This is a genomic window from Haloferax sp. KTX1 (assembly GCF_902410085.1).
Taxonomy (GTDB): Archaea; Halobacteriota; Halobacteria; order Halobacteriales; family Haloferacaceae; genus Haloferax; species Haloferax massiliensis.
In genome coordinates this window covers 412,005-425,205 of the sequence record NZ_CABPRH010000001.1, presented here as the reverse complement: position 1 = coordinate 425,205, position 13,201 = coordinate 412,005, and the positions used below count along the sequence as shown (strand labels likewise).

Below are 13,201 nucleotides of genomic sequence, written 5' to 3'. Positions count from 1 at the left end.
CCCGTGTATGACCGACACCGACGAACCACGGGAGTACGAGGTTGTCGTCGTGGGCGGGGGCCCCGCCGGACTGCAGACCGCGCTCTACACGACGCGACTGGGCCACGACACCGCGCTCGTGGACCGCGGCGGCGGCCGCGCGGCCATGATGCTCGACACGCACAACGTCATCGGCGTCACCGAGGACGTCTCCGGCAACGAGTTCCTCGAAACCGCGCGCGGGCAACTCGAAGACTACGGGACCGACATCCACCGCGACTTCGTGACCGACGCGGAGCAGTTAGACGACGGTCGGTTCCGCCTCGTCGCCAACGAGGGCGAGTTCGTCGCCGACCGCGTCGTCCTCGGCGTCGGCTTCAACGACGAGCGCCCCGAGCCGCCGCTTCCCCGCACCGGGAAGGGCCTGCACTACTGCCTGCACTGCGACGCCTACATGTTCGTCGACGAGTCGGTGTACGTGATGGGCCACTCCGACTCGGCGGCCTACGTCGCCATGATTATGCTCAACTTCACCGACGAGGTGGACCTGCTGCTCCGGGGCGACGAGCCGACGTGGTCCGACGAGACGGACGAACTCGTCCGGGCGCACCCCGTCGATATCGTCGAAGAAGAGATTTCGGGCATGACGAAGCGCGACGACGGCTGGCTGGAGAGCTTCGAGTTCGAAGACGGGGCCGTCCGCGAGTACAAAGGCGGCTTCGCCATGTACGGCTCGAACTACAACACGGCGCTGTTCGAGGCGCTCGACGTGGACCTCGACGACGACGGGACGGTCCCCGTGGACGACCACGGTCGGACCAGCGTCGACGGCGTGTTCGCCGTCGGCGACATCACCCCCGGCCACAACCAGATTCCGGTGGCGATGGGGAAGGGCGCGAAGGCCGGTATCGCCATCCACATGGAACTCCGCGAGTTCCCCAAGAGCCTCGACGAGATTCGCGCCGAGGGCGCGGTGAGCGTCGACGACGTGCCCGGCATCTCGCCCGGCCTGCTCGACAAGGCAAAACGGTTCAACGAGTCGCACGCGGACGACTGAGGCGGTAATTCGGCGAAAATCGGTGAAAACCGAGGTCTACGAACACCCTTCTAAAGTTCCCGCGACCAGTACGGTCTCCCACGATGAAACGTACTGGACTTGCGACTGTCCTGCTCGCGCTCATGGTCGTACTGGCCGGCTGCGCGGGCGGGGCCGGCACGATGACCGAGACGCAGACTGACGGGAGCGCCGACGCGACGACGACCGCGTCGCCCGACGGCGGCGACGCGGCCCGGACCGGGACCGTGAACTTCTACGTGAGCGACGAGCAGAACGCCATCGCGGACTTCGAACACCTCAACGTCACCATCGAGCGCGTGACGCTCGTCCGCGCGGACGGTGACGCGGAAGCCGAAGCCGACGGCGGCGACGCGGAAACCGAGACTGAGACAGAAACCGAGACCGACGCCGACGCGGAGGCGAACGCGAGCGTCGAAGTGGAAATCGAAGCCGACGCGACGACGAACGCGACGAACACGTCCGCCTCGGCCAACGGGTCGGTCGACGCCGACGCCGACACTGACTCCGAGGCCGACGTCGAAATCGAAGAAGCGGACGACGCGAACGACACCGACGCGGCCGACGGCGAGTCGAGCGTCACCTACGAGGTCGACGACGCGACCGTCGACCTGACCGAACTGCAGGGCGAGAACGCGAGTCTCGTGGGCGAATACGACGTGCCGGAAGGCAACTACACGAAGGTCTTCGTGCACGTGAGCGACGTGAACGGGACGCTGAAGACCGGCGAACAGGTCAACGTGAAGCTCCCCAGTAACAAGCTTCAGCTCAACACGGACTTCGAGGTCGGCAACGGCGAGTCCGTGGACTTCGTCTTCGACATCACCGCGTTCGAGGCGGGCGGCAGCGGGAAGTACGTCCTCAAGCCCGTCGTGAGCGAGTCGGGGACGAACGTCCCGATTACGAAGGTCGGCGCGGAGGAGACGGCCGAGGCGGAGGCGGAGGCTGACGCGAACGCCGAGGTCGAAGCGGCCGAAAACGAGACCGACGACGGCGAGCGCGCCGAAACCGACGCCGAGGGCAACCTCACCGTGAACTTCGACGGGAACGCCTCCGCCGGCGAGAACGCGACGGTCGTCGTCACGCGGAACGGGACGCCCGTGGAGAACGCGACGGTGACGATAAACGACGAGACCGCCGGCACGACCGACGCCGACGGCGAGTTAGGCGTCGCCATCCCCGACGAGCGGGACGTGACGGTGGTCGTCGTCGACGGGGAGGCCGAGGCCGAGACGGAGTTCGAGTTCGAAGTCGTCGGGAGCGCCCCCGACAACCCCGCCGAGGGCGGCGAATCGACCTCCCTCGCCGCCTGACCGAAAAGGTAACATCCTTATTGGGGCGTCGAGAATGAAGGGATAGATGCCACACGCGGGCACCGGTGTCTTGGACGAGTGAAACGAGTCCAAGGCTCGGTGCACGAGTGAGGGACGAACGAGTGCACCGGTGTTGAGACGGACGGAGTCCGTCGATGCACGGTGCGAATGAAATGAGCACCGGTGGTCTAATGGTAAGACATTGGCCTTCCAAGCCAATTATCTGGGTTCGATTCCCAGCCGGTGCATCTTCTCCGGACCGCTACTCGCCGCGGAGAGCGCTCAGCGACTCTCGCCCTCGTCGGAATCGGCGGGTATCCTTAACTGTTATTCCGTCGATATTCGTGTGAGGTGTATTACAGATGAGTCTGCTCGACGGCCGCGTCGCGGTCGTCACCGGCGGGAGCTCGGGAATCGGACGGGGAATCGCGCTGGCCTACGCCGAGGAGGGCGCGGACGTGGTCGTCTGCGACATCCGCGAAGACCCGAAGGAGGGCGGCGCGCCCACCCACGAGCGAATCGAGGCCGACACCGATTCGTCGGCGACGTACGTCGACCTCGACGTGACCGACCCGGCCGCGTTCGAGGCGGCGATGGACGCCGCCGAGGCGTTCGGCGGCGTGGACGTGATGGTGAACAACGCCGGCATCTGGCGGCCCGAGGAGTTCCTCGACGTCACGGAAGACGAGTTCCAAGGGATGATGGACATCAACCTGAAGGGCGTGTACTTCGGGGCGCAGGCGGCCGCAAGGCGGATGGTCGAATCGGGCGGCGGGAGCATTATCAACGTCTCCAGCGTCAACGGCATCTTCGGCAACGGCAACTACCCGTCGTACAGCGCGTCGAAGGGAGCCGTCCGGACGCTCTCGTACTCGCTCGCCCACGGCCTCGGCGGAGACGGCGTCCGGGTGAACGCGATTCACCCCGGCGCTATCAAGACCAAAATCGGCCCGGAAGGGGCCGAGGAGACGAGCGAGGAACAGGTGGCGCAGTTGACCGCGATGATTCCGCTCGGTCGGCAGGGCGAACCGGACGACGTGGCCGGCGTTGCGGTGTTCCTCGCCAGCGACCTCTCGAAGTACGTCACCGGCGAGTCCATCGTCGTTGACGGCGGCTGGACCAGTTGGCGGTAACGCGGGATGAACCAGTTGGCGATGACGCGAGAGTAACGCGGGGGCGGCGCGAGGTGAGAGGTGATATCGGGCCGACGCGGGACCGATGCGTCGACCGCGGCGCTCGTACCGCACTGTGGCGCGTGACCGCCGATATATCGCCGAAACACGCGGACTGCGGCGAGTTCGGGTCGCCGACTCGGACCGTCTCTCTTATCTTCCTCCCGAACGTAACCGAACGTAATGCTGGATTCCATTCCGCTGTTCCCCGGACTGCCGGGCGGCCCAGAACTGCTCATCGTCCTGCTCATCATCGTCCTCCTGTTCGGCGCGAACAAACTCCCCCAACTGGCCCGGTCGTCGGGGCAGGCGATGGGCGAGTTCCGCCGCGGCCGCGAGGAAATCGAAGAGGAACTGAAGAAGGGCGCAGAGGGCGAGAGCGACGACGATGACGACGACGAGACCGAGACCGAGGCAGACGAGGCCGACGCGACCGAGACGGAACCCGAGAACAGACAGTAAGCGTCTCTCCGGGGACACAGCCCCCTTGTGCGGTATCTCAGGTTCGACGAGTGCCGACAGTCGGTGCTCGGCAGTCGTGCGGGGCGGAGAACGACCGGCGCGGGAGTCCCGAGACGCGGCGCGTGACTCGCGACCGAGAGACCGGCCGGTCGGCGAGTAACCGAATGAAGTATGAATGGGTGGACAGCGAGGTTGCCCGGCGTTCCGACGTGGGGAATCCCGGTTGCCTCCTCCACCCCGCGATCCCTCGAGCGACGCACGTCCGATGGTCCGCTGCTCGCTTCCGCGCCTGGCGGGGTACCACCGATGAACCGCGCGAACCCTTCCCTGCGGAAGGGGTACGCGGAACCGCTGTCCCCGAAGGACGAGGTTTCTACGTTGGCTTCCGGGGCCCGCGCCGGTCTGACCGGACGCGCCCGTGTTCGGTCCCCGCTGAAGACCTATTTCGCGGGTGGAGAGCAGGGCCTAACTGCCCGACCTAGTCCACTCCCTCATTGTCCACCGACTGTTAAGGGCCTTTCGACTCGGAGGCGGGAAAATCGGGGGACACCGTCGGGGTGGTTCGACGCGACGCGCCCGCGAGAAGTCGGCGTCCGTTCCGTGGGTCGGTTTACAACACGCCGCGTGCGTACCACGCGCCGCCGACGAAGGTGACGAACGCGGCGGCCACGACCGACCAACGGTGATAGGTGAGCCACGAGTACTGCCGGTCGAAGCTAAACAGGAGCGTCGGGTCGATGGAGAGCGACCACAGCGCGGCGACGCCGAGCATCGAAAGCGAGAGCACGAAGGCGAGTCCGGCGGCCGTCGCCGGGTCGGTCCGCCCCTGTCTGCCCGAGAGGAAGACGACGGTTTCGAGCAGTGCGAGCATCCCGACGAACGAGATGCCGACCGGGCCCGCGGCGTAGTAGGCGGCCACCTGTCCGTCCCCGGCCTCGACGGTGACGGCGGGAATCGCGATGGCGAGTGCGAGCAGCAGCGCGCCGACGATTCCGACCGTCGGCGCGAGGCGTTCGGCGTCCATGGCCGGTCGTTCGGGCGACCGACTGATAAACGGTTTGAGACGTGCCGGCGAGGGATTGCCCGGTTTTAAATCGCGCTGCGACGACGTGCGCGTATGGACCGCGTAGCGATTATCGGTGCATCGATGACCCAGTTCGGGCAGCGGGACGCGTGGATTCGCGAACTGCTCGCGGAGGCGGGGCAGGCCGCGCTCGCGGACGCCGACGTCTCGCCCGACGAAATCGAGCACCTCTACGTCTCGAACATGGCGAGCGGCGAGTTCGAGGGCCAGACGGGCGTGCCGAACGCCCTCGCCCACGACCTCGCGGCGATGCCCGCCTACACCGCCCGAATCGACCAGACCTCCTCGTCCGGCGGCGCGGGCGTCTACGCCGCGTGGCAGTCGGTCGCCTCCGGCGCGTCCGACATGACGATGCTCGTCGGCGGCGAGAAGATGACCCACCGCTCGACGGCCGAGGCGACCGACGTCATCGCCTCGCTGACGCACCCGGTGGAGTACAAACACGGCGTGACGCTCCCCTCCTTCGCGGGGCTGACCGCCCGGCTCTACCTCGACACCTACGACGCCCCGCGGGAGTCGCTCGGAAAGGTCGCCGTCAAGAACCACAAAAACGGCGTCGACAACCCCCACGCCCAGTTCCGCAAGGAGGTCGACCTCGACACCGTCCTCGACTCGCCGGTCGTCGCCGACCCGCTTCGCCTCTACGACTTCTGTCCCATCACCGACGGCTCGGCGGCGCTCGTCTTCTGTCCCGAGTCGGTCGCCCGCGAGTACACCGACGACTACGCCGTCATCTCCGGTATCGGCGGCGCGACCGACACCCACGTCGTCCACGAGCGCGCCGACCCGACCACGATGGGCGGCGTCGTCAACTCCTCGGAAATCGCCTACGAGATGGCCGACCTCGAACCCGACGACGTCGACGTGGCCGAACTCCACGACATGTTCACCATCCTCGAATTCCTCCAGTCGGAGGACCTCGGCTTCTTCGAGAAGGGCGAGGGCTGGAAGGCCGTCGACGAGGGCGTCACCGACCGCGACGGCGACCTCCCCATCAACACGTCCGGCGGCCTGAAGTCGAAGGGCCACCCCCTCGGCGCGTCGGGCGTCGCGCAGGTGTACGAGATTTACAAACAGCTCATCGGTGACGCAGGCAAGCGGCAGGTCGACGCCGACGTGGGCCTCGCGTGCAACGTCGGCGGCTTCGGTAACTGCGTGACCACGACCATCATGGAGTCCCGATAATGTCCGACGACGAACCCGCGATGGAGGCGTACCGCTACCCCGACGGGAGCATCACCTACCCCGGCCACCCGGTCGGCCCCGGCGGCGAGGAGCCGGTCGGCACGGTCGACCTCAGCGACTACACGGCGACGGTGCTGACGTGGACGAAATCGACGGCGACGCCGCCGGGCGTCCGACAGCCCAACACGCTCGCCATCGTCGAGTTCGACGTGGACAGCGAACCCGTCCGCGCAATCGGGCAGGTCACGGGCGAAGACGAGGTCGACATCGGCGACGAGGTCCGCCCGGTCTACTGCGAGGAACTCCGCGAACCCGGCGCCGGCATCCGCGAACCCGCGAGTCAGGAGTGGGACGGCTACCGCTTCGAACCGCTCTGAGCGGGCGAGTGTTGATGTAACTACACCTTCTCTCTCGGGTATGAACCGCACCAGCGGCGTCTCCTTCGCGCGCGACGCGGCGGTCGCCACGGCGGTGCTGGCCGGGGTGTACGGCCTCGGCTACGGCGTCCAGTTCCAACCGTTCCAACTGCCGACGTACCTGCTCATCGTCGGCTTCGACGCCCTCGAAGTCGCGTTCGGCTCCGCGGGCGCGGGCTACGACGTGCTGTTCGCCGCCTATCTCGTCGGGCTCGGCGTCGTCGGAGCCGCGATTGCGCGGACCGTCCGCGAGAACTCGAAGGCGACCGACCTCGCGTGGTGGCGACTCGGGGCGGCGTCGGCGCTGGCGCTCGTGGGCGTCATCTCTCTGTTGTTCGCGCTCTCGGTCCTCGCCAACGGCGTGCAGGTCACGCCCGTGCTCGTGGCCGGCGGCGCGGGGGTCGCGCTCCTCGCGCTTGCGGCGTGGGTCGGCGACGTGGTCCGCGTGGCCGTGCGACCGACGCGCTGAGTCGAACGCAGAACTCGGGGGGTGCCGCGCTTAGCGGTCGCTCGGTTCGTCGCCCGCGTCCGTGCCGGTCCCGTCGTCTTCGTCGTCGCCTTTCACTTCGCGCTTAATCGACGCCAGTTCGGCGTCGACGTCGACGGTCGGCTCGTCGCTCCCGCCGTCGTCGCCGTCCGGGTCGGCCTCCTCGGTCACGTCGATTCGGACCGGCCCCGTGCCGACCGGTTCGGGGTCGCGGGAGGGCGTTTCGTCGCGGGACCGCCGAGCGTCGTCGCGCCGTTGCCACTCGGATTCGAACGTGCGTTCCTCCTCGCGCCAGCGACGCTCGCGGGAGGTCCGCTCGCGTTCGGCCTCGGTGATTCGCGCGTCGAGTTCGTCGGCCAACGAGCGGGCGCGGTCCATCACGTCCCGAGCCTCGGGGTTCGAGGGCAGGTCTGCCTCCGAGAGCGCGTTTCTGAGTTCGTCGAGGGCGCGGTCGACGCCGGAGACGGCGCTCTTCGGGACGTTTCGCATCCGGGACTCCGTCTCGCCTCGGGCGTCTTCCATCGCGCGGCCGGGGTCGGAAAGCCGCATGAGGCGGCGGAGCAGTTCGAGAGAGGCGATAGTCGCTTCGAGGACGGCGATGACCGTCGGGATTGTGTACGACTCGGTGAACCGCAGGACCTCGCCGAACGTCGGCGGACGCGGGGGCCGAAACCGGTCGTCGCCGGTGACGCGTCGGTCGCGGCCGCGGCCCCGGTTGCGGTCGCGCTCCTCGCGGAGTTCCGCGCCGAGTTCGTCGAGCGTGTCCCCGAGTTCGTCGAGCAAGTCGAGGATGTCGTCGTCGCGTCGTCGGTCGCTCATGGGCCACGGTTGGGCCGCCGCGGGGATAAGCGTTCGAGGGGCGAAGCGTGGAGGGCGTTTCGAGAGTCGCTCGCTTACCGCCGCGGGACGGCGCGCTGGTACTGCGGCGGCCACTCCGCGTCTGCGTCGAGTTCGTCTGCGGCGTGGAGCCCGAAGTACGGGTCGTAGAGGTGCTCGCGGCCGACGATGGCGAGGTCGGCCCGGCCGTTTCGAACGACCTCGTCGGCGTGGCGCGCGGTTCGGATGCCGCCGACCGCGCCGACCATCGCGTCGGTCTCCTCGCGGATGACCTCCGCGAAGGGTATCTGATAGCCGGGGCCGGTGTTCGGAATCCGCTGGTCGGGGTGGATGCCGCCGGAACTCACGTCGACGAGGTCGACGCCGAGGTCGTCGAGGTCGGCCGCGAGGCGGGCCGACTGCTCGACGTCCCACGACTCGCGGTCGTCCAGCCAGTCGGTCGCGGAGATGCGGACGAACACGGGCTTGTCGTCGGGCCAGACCTCGCGGACCGCTTCCGTGACCTCGCGGACGAGTCGCGTCCGGTTCTCGAACGAGCCGCCGTACTCGTCGTCGCGGCGGTTCGTGACCGGCGAGAGGAACTCGTGGAGGAGGTAGCCGTGGGCCGCGTGGACCTCTGCGATTTCGAAGCCGGCGTCGAGGGCGCGCTCGGCCGCCGCGCGGAAGTCGTCGACGACGCCCGCGATACCGTCGGTCGAGAGCTTCCGGAGCGGCGGGGCCTCGCCCTCGTAGGGCCACGGCAGATCGCTGGGTGCGACGGTGGTCCACCCGCCGTCTTCGGGCGCGACCGGCTCGCTTCCCTCCCACGGTCGGGTCTTGCTCGCCTTCCGGCCCGCGTGGGCGAGTTGGATGGCCGGCGCGCTCCCCATCGACGAGACGAACGAGGTTATCTGCCGGAGCTTCTCGACGTGGTCGTCCGACCAGATGCCGAGGTCGTTCGGCGTGATGCGCCCCTCGGGGGAAACTGCCGTCGCCTCGGACATCACGATGCCCGCGCCGCCGACGGCGCGGCTGCCGAGGTGGACGAGATGCCAGTCGTCGGCGAACCCGTCGGTCGAGGAGTACTGGCACATCGGCGAGACCATGATTCGGTTTCGGACCTCCGTCTCGCGGAGCGAAAGCGGCGTAAAGAGCGTGTCCGTCATCGCCCTCGATTGGGCGGGGTCGGAAAAACCCCCCTCGGTTCCGGTGATGCAGTCCGGTTTCGGCTACTCGACCGAGCCGACGAACGCGCGCTGTTCGGCGAGCAGGTCGCGGTCGAGCGTCCAGACGAGGTCGCGCTCGCCGCGGTTCAGCGCCGCCGCGACGACGCCGTCGGGCCGAACGACGAGCGAGCGACCCGCGTACTCCGTGCCCGCGGTCCCCGAAATCGACCCGCTCCCCGTCCGGTTCGCGCCGACGAGCCACCGGACCCCGTCGAGGGCGCGGGCGCGACAGAGCAGTCGCCAGTTCGTCGAGTGGGCGGCGGGCCACGCGCCGACGACGAACAGGGCGTCGATTCGCTCGTCGGTCAGCGCGGCGCTGTCGCCGACGAAGTTCAGGTCGTAGCAGGTGAGGAGTCCCGTCCGGCCGGCGGGCGTGTCCGCGACGACGAGTTCGTCGCCCGGCGTGACGACCGCGGACTCGCCGCCCCAGAGGTGTCGCTTGCGGTAGACGGTCGCCGAGCCGTCGGGCCGGACGTAGGCGGCCGCGTTGTAGAGCGTCTCGCCGTCGCGTTCGAGGTAGCCCGCGAGCACGTCGAACTCGTTTTGCGCGGCGACGGAGGCGAGGAAGTCGGTCGCGCGCTCCCGCGAGATTGCACCGCTGAAGGCGCGGTTGTCGGCGACGAACCCCGTGAGCGCGTACTCGGAGAACAGCGCGATGTCGACCGACTCGGGGAGGTCGGCGGCGCGGGCGCGCACGTCTGTCTCGTTTCGCGCCGGGTCGAGGTCGAACGCGGCGCGCTGCGGGACGGCGATAGTGGGACCGGTCACGCTCGGAGGGACGGACGGGCCGCGAAAAAGTGACCCGGATGGAATCGACGGTCGGTCCCGGTCCGAGACGCGAAGCGAAGGGAAACGCTCTTTTCACAGTCGAACGGACTTCCGGCATATGAGTGACGGGGACGACGACACGACAGAACTCTCGCCCGAGAGCTTCGACGAGCGCCTGACCGAGGCCGAGGAGGCTCTGGAGGCGGCCGAGACCGAAGCCGACCTCGACGAGGTCGAGGCCACGCTCGACGACATCGAGGCCGACGTGGAGGCCGCGGACCTGCCCGAACCGGACGACGAAGACGAAGAGGACCCCGCCGAGGAACTCGAATCGCGCCTGTCGGACCTGCGCGACGACCTCGAATCCCAGCGCGGTCCCTACGCCGAAGACGCCGTCGAGACGCTCGACGAAGCCAAGTCCACCATCGCGGACACCCGGTGGACCGAGCAGGGCGAAGGCGAAATCGTCGCCGCGGTCGAGACGTTCGCCGACGAGTTCAACGGCGTGCTCGACGCGAGCGTCTCGGTCGACGGCGACGACGAGGACGCGCTCACCGCCGCCGTCGACGACGCTGTCTCGGCCATCGAAGCGGCCGACCTCGACGCCGACGAGGACGCGGAAACCATCGCGGATCTCATCGAGGTCACAGACGGCCTCGCTGACGGCCTCGACGACGCCCAAGAGTGGGACGACCTCGAAACGCGCGAGCAACTCCAGGTACAGGGCTTCTACGACGTGCTCGGCCACTACAAGGACTTCCCGCCGGAGCTGTCGGCGCTGAAGGAACACGAGAAGCGCGGCAACGTCGAGATGATCGCCCTCGCCTTCGAGAGCTTCCAGTCCGACTTCATGCAGGAGTACTGCATCGAGGCGTTCACGCGGATGAACGACGACCGCGCCTACGAGACCATCGAGGGGCAGGCCAAGCGCCGCGACAAGGGCGTCATCAAGGCCATCGGCAAGATGGCCGCCGAGGAGGGCGTCGAGATGCTCGTCGACTACGTCGACACCGACAGCGACCCCGCGCTCCAGAAGGTCGTGTTCAAGGCGCTCGGCGAAATCGGCTCCGAGGAGGCGACCCAGCCCATCGCGAACAAGCTCGTCACCGAGAACGACAACGTCCGCTCGGCCGCCGCGCGCGCGCTCGGCCTCATCGGCGACACCCGCGCCGTCGAACCGCTCTCGGACGTCGTCGCCGACGACGACGTCGACTCCGTCCGCGCCAGCGCCGCGTGGGCGCTCCGGCAGATCGGCACCGAAGACGCGCTCGAAGCGGCCGCCGGCTACGCAGACGACCGCTCGTTCCTCGTCCAGCGCGAGGCCGAACTCGCCACCGAGTTCCTCGGCGACGACGTCGAGGCCGAAGCGACCGTCTGAGGCCGCGCGACCGACGCGGCACCCCGGCGGTTCTGCGGTCTCCCTTAGTTCTATTTCTCCCGCAGTCACCCGCGCTGAGTCCCCGGTCGCGAACGTTTTTGTAGGCGAACGCGACCACCGCGGAGTGTGTCCCGCCGGCCACTCACCGCCGCGTTCGCCGCCTCGCTCGTCGTCCTGCTCGCGGCCGCGGCCGTCGTCCCCGCGCCGATAGCGGCCGCGCCGGGGTCGGAGAACGCGACCGAATCGGCCACCGCCACCACCGCGGCCACCGCGGCCACCACCCCCACCGCCGACCTATCGGCATCGGGCGATCCGCGAATCGTCGCCGCGCTCCCCGACCCGGCGACGCCCGACGACCGCGGCGAGTTCGTCACCGTCGCCGCGCCCGCGGGAACCGACCTCTCGCTGTCCGACGGCGAGGAGACCGTCTCGTTCGTCGCGCCCGGCGGGGCGGTCGCCGTCGCCGCCGACCCCGACGCGACGGCGAACCTGACCGACCGCCCCGTCGTCGCGCCCGGTCTCGACCTCGCGAACGGCGGCGAGACGGTCACGCTCCGCGTCGTCAGTAGCGACGGCAACGAGGGCGGAACCGGCGTCGTCGCCGACCGCCTCAGCTACGACCGGAGCCGCGAGGGCGCGCTCCTCGAACGACGAGACGGCGCGTGGTCGTGGTGGCCGCGGGCGCTTCCCCGACGGAACGTCACGACCCACGGCCCCGCGAACGCGACGCTGTTCGTGCTCCCCGACTCGCCGGACCGGCCGATTTCGGCGCTCAAATCGGCCGATGAACGGATTCTGCTCGCCGGCTACGTCGTCTCCTCCGAGCGCGTCGCGGACGAACTCGTCGCCGCCCGAGAGCGCGGCGTCGCCGTCTCGGTACTGGTCGAAGACAACCCGGTCGGCGGCTTCCCGCGGCGGTCCGCGCGCGTCCTCGACCGCCTCGTCGACGCCGGCGTGTCGGTCCGCGTCGTCGGCGACCCGCACTCGTTTCACCACCCGAAGTACGCCGTCGTCGACGACGCGGCGCTCGTGATGACCGAAAACTGGAAGCCCGCCGGAACAGGCGGGCGAAAGAGCCGCGGTTGGGGCGTCGTCGCGCGCTCGCCGGCCGTCGCGGCCGACCTCGCGGCCACGTTCGAAGACGACGCGAGTCTCCCCGAGACCGCTCCGTGGGAGACGTACCGCGTCGGCCGGTCGTTCGTCCGCACCGAATCGGCCAACGGCTCGTATCCGTCGCGCGTCGCGCCCGAGTCGGTTCGGGTCGACCGCGTCGCCGTCATCCGCGCGCCCGACAACGCCGAGTCCGCGGTCGTCTCTCGACTCGACGCCGCCGAGAGCCGAATCGACGTGCTACAGCCGACCGTCGAGGCCGACGGCCCGTTCGTCCGCGCGCTCAAGCGCGCCGCCGACCGCGGCGTCCGCGTCCGACTCCTCCTCGGGAGCGCGTGGTACGACGAGGAGGAAAACCGCGCGCTCGCCGACCGGCTGAACGAGTGGGCCGACGAGACTGGAAATCCGCTCTCGGTTCGGCTCTCGCGCCCCGGCGGTCGGTACGGCGCGGTTCACGCGAAGGGCGTCGTCGCCGACGACACCGCGCTCGTCGGCAGTCTCAACTGGAACCGGCACTCGGCCCGCGAGAACCGCGAAGTCGTGCTCGCGCTGTCTGACCCGGCCGCCGCGGCGTACTTCCGCGAGGCGTTCGCGGCGGACTGGCGGGCCAGCGGGCGCGGGGCGGAGCCGAAGACGGGCCTCGTCGCCGCGGCCGCCCTCGCGGTCGTCGTCGGACTCGCGGCGCTCAGGCGACTGGAGTTCGAAAAATAAGCGGTCGCAGTCCGTGCGT

At 69.0% G+C, this 13,201-nt stretch carries 13 protein-coding genes, 1 tRNA gene and 1 other RNA gene; 10 read left to right on the top strand and 5 right to left on the bottom strand.

Annotation, left to right across the window (positions count from 1 at the left end; all coding sequences use genetic code 11):
* Positions 1-7 precede the first annotated feature (7 nt).
* From FY251_RS02170 to tatA, 5 genes are all read left to right on the top strand, one after another.
* A complete protein-coding gene (locus FY251_RS02170; protein WP_148413254.1) occupies positions 8-1,036 on the top strand; it encodes an NAD(P)/FAD-dependent oxidoreductase in 1,029 nt (342 codons plus the stop codon).
* 122 nt (positions 1,037-1,158) lie between these two features.
* On the top strand, positions 1,159-2,367 hold the full coding sequence (locus FY251_RS02165; RefSeq protein ID WP_148413591.1) for a DUF4382 domain-containing protein: 1,209 nt from the start codon (positions 1,159-1,161) through the stop codon (positions 2,365-2,367).
* Positions 2,368-2,544: 177 nt separating this feature from the next.
* Positions 2,545-2,615 (top strand) — tRNA-Gly (locus FY251_RS02160).
* Positions 2,616-2,729: 114 nt separating this feature from the next.
* Complete coding sequence (locus FY251_RS02155; RefSeq protein ID WP_148413253.1) at positions 2,730-3,500, top strand: SDR family oxidoreductase; 771 nt, start codon at positions 2,730-2,732, stop codon at positions 3,498-3,500.
* A 222-nt stretch (positions 3,501-3,722) separates the two neighbouring features.
* Positions 3,723-4,001 carry a twin-arginine translocase TatA/TatE family subunit gene (tatA, locus tag FY251_RS02150; RefSeq protein ID WP_148413252.1) on the top strand — a complete coding sequence of 93 codons (279 nt, stop codon included), beginning with the start codon at positions 3,723-3,725 and terminating at the stop codon, positions 3,999-4,001.
* Positions 4,002-4,178: 177 nt separating this feature from the next.
* Here the strand turns inward: tatA and ffs are convergent.
* An RNA gene (ffs, locus tag FY251_RS02145) (signal recognition particle sRNA) lies at positions 4,179-4,490 on the bottom strand.
* A 121-nt stretch (positions 4,491-4,611) separates the two neighbouring features.
* Complete coding sequence (locus tag FY251_RS02140; protein WP_148413251.1) at positions 4,612-5,025, bottom strand: hypothetical protein; 414 nt, start codon at positions 5,023-5,025, stop codon at positions 4,612-4,614.
* A 93-nt stretch (positions 5,026-5,118) separates the two neighbouring features.
* Here FY251_RS02140 and FY251_RS02135 point away from each other — a divergent pair, with 93 nt between their 5' ends.
* From FY251_RS02135 to FY251_RS02125, 3 genes are read left to right on the top strand one after another with little or no spacing between them, the layout of a single operon-like run.
* Positions 5,119-6,270, top strand: coding sequence for a 3-ketoacyl-CoA thiolase (locus FY251_RS02135; protein ID WP_089778585.1), 1,152 nt, complete (start codon positions 5,119-5,121; stop codon positions 6,268-6,270).
* The gene (locus FY251_RS02130; RefSeq protein ID WP_148413250.1) at positions 6,270-6,647 is read left to right on the top strand and encodes an OB-fold domain-containing protein; all 378 of its coding nucleotides are present in this window, start codon (positions 6,270-6,272) and stop codon (positions 6,645-6,647) included. The genes FY251_RS02135 and FY251_RS02130 overlap by 1 nt, the downstream gene beginning before the upstream one ends.
* A gap of 40 nt (positions 6,648-6,687) precedes the next feature.
* Complete coding sequence (locus FY251_RS02125) at positions 6,688-7,155, top strand: hypothetical protein (protein ID WP_148413249.1); 468 nt, start codon at positions 6,688-6,690, stop codon at positions 7,153-7,155.
* Between the two features lie 30 nt (positions 7,156-7,185).
* Here the strand turns inward: FY251_RS02125 and FY251_RS02120 are convergent, their stop codons facing one another.
* From FY251_RS02120 to FY251_RS02110, 3 genes are all read right to left on the bottom strand, one after another.
* Complete coding sequence (locus FY251_RS02120; RefSeq protein WP_148413248.1) at positions 7,186-7,992, bottom strand: hypothetical protein; 807 nt, start codon at positions 7,990-7,992, stop codon at positions 7,186-7,188.
* Between the two features lie 74 nt (positions 7,993-8,066).
* On the bottom strand, positions 8,067-9,155 hold the full coding sequence (locus tag FY251_RS02115; RefSeq protein WP_148413247.1) for an NADH:flavin oxidoreductase/NADH oxidase: 1,089 nt from the start codon (positions 9,153-9,155) through the stop codon (positions 8,067-8,069).
* A gap of 63 nt (positions 9,156-9,218) precedes the next feature.
* Positions 9,219-9,983: a carbon-nitrogen hydrolase family protein gene (locus FY251_RS02110; protein ID WP_148413246.1), complete on the bottom strand. Its 765-nt coding sequence runs from the start codon at positions 9,981-9,983 to the stop codon at positions 9,219-9,221.
* Positions 9,984-10,101: 118 nt separating this feature from the next.
* Between FY251_RS02110 and FY251_RS02105 the strand changes: the two genes are divergently transcribed.
* Entirely contained in the window at positions 10,102-11,361 is a 1,260-nt protein-coding gene (locus FY251_RS02105; protein WP_148413245.1) for a HEAT repeat domain-containing protein, read from the top strand.
* A gap of 126 nt (positions 11,362-11,487) precedes the next feature.
* Positions 11,488-13,182 (top strand): phosphatidylserine/phosphatidylglycerophosphate/cardiolipin synthase family protein, encoded by a 1,695-nt coding sequence (locus tag FY251_RS02100; protein WP_148413244.1) that lies wholly within the window; start codon positions 11,488-11,490, stop codon positions 13,180-13,182.
* Positions 13,183-13,201: the final 19 nt, after the last annotated feature.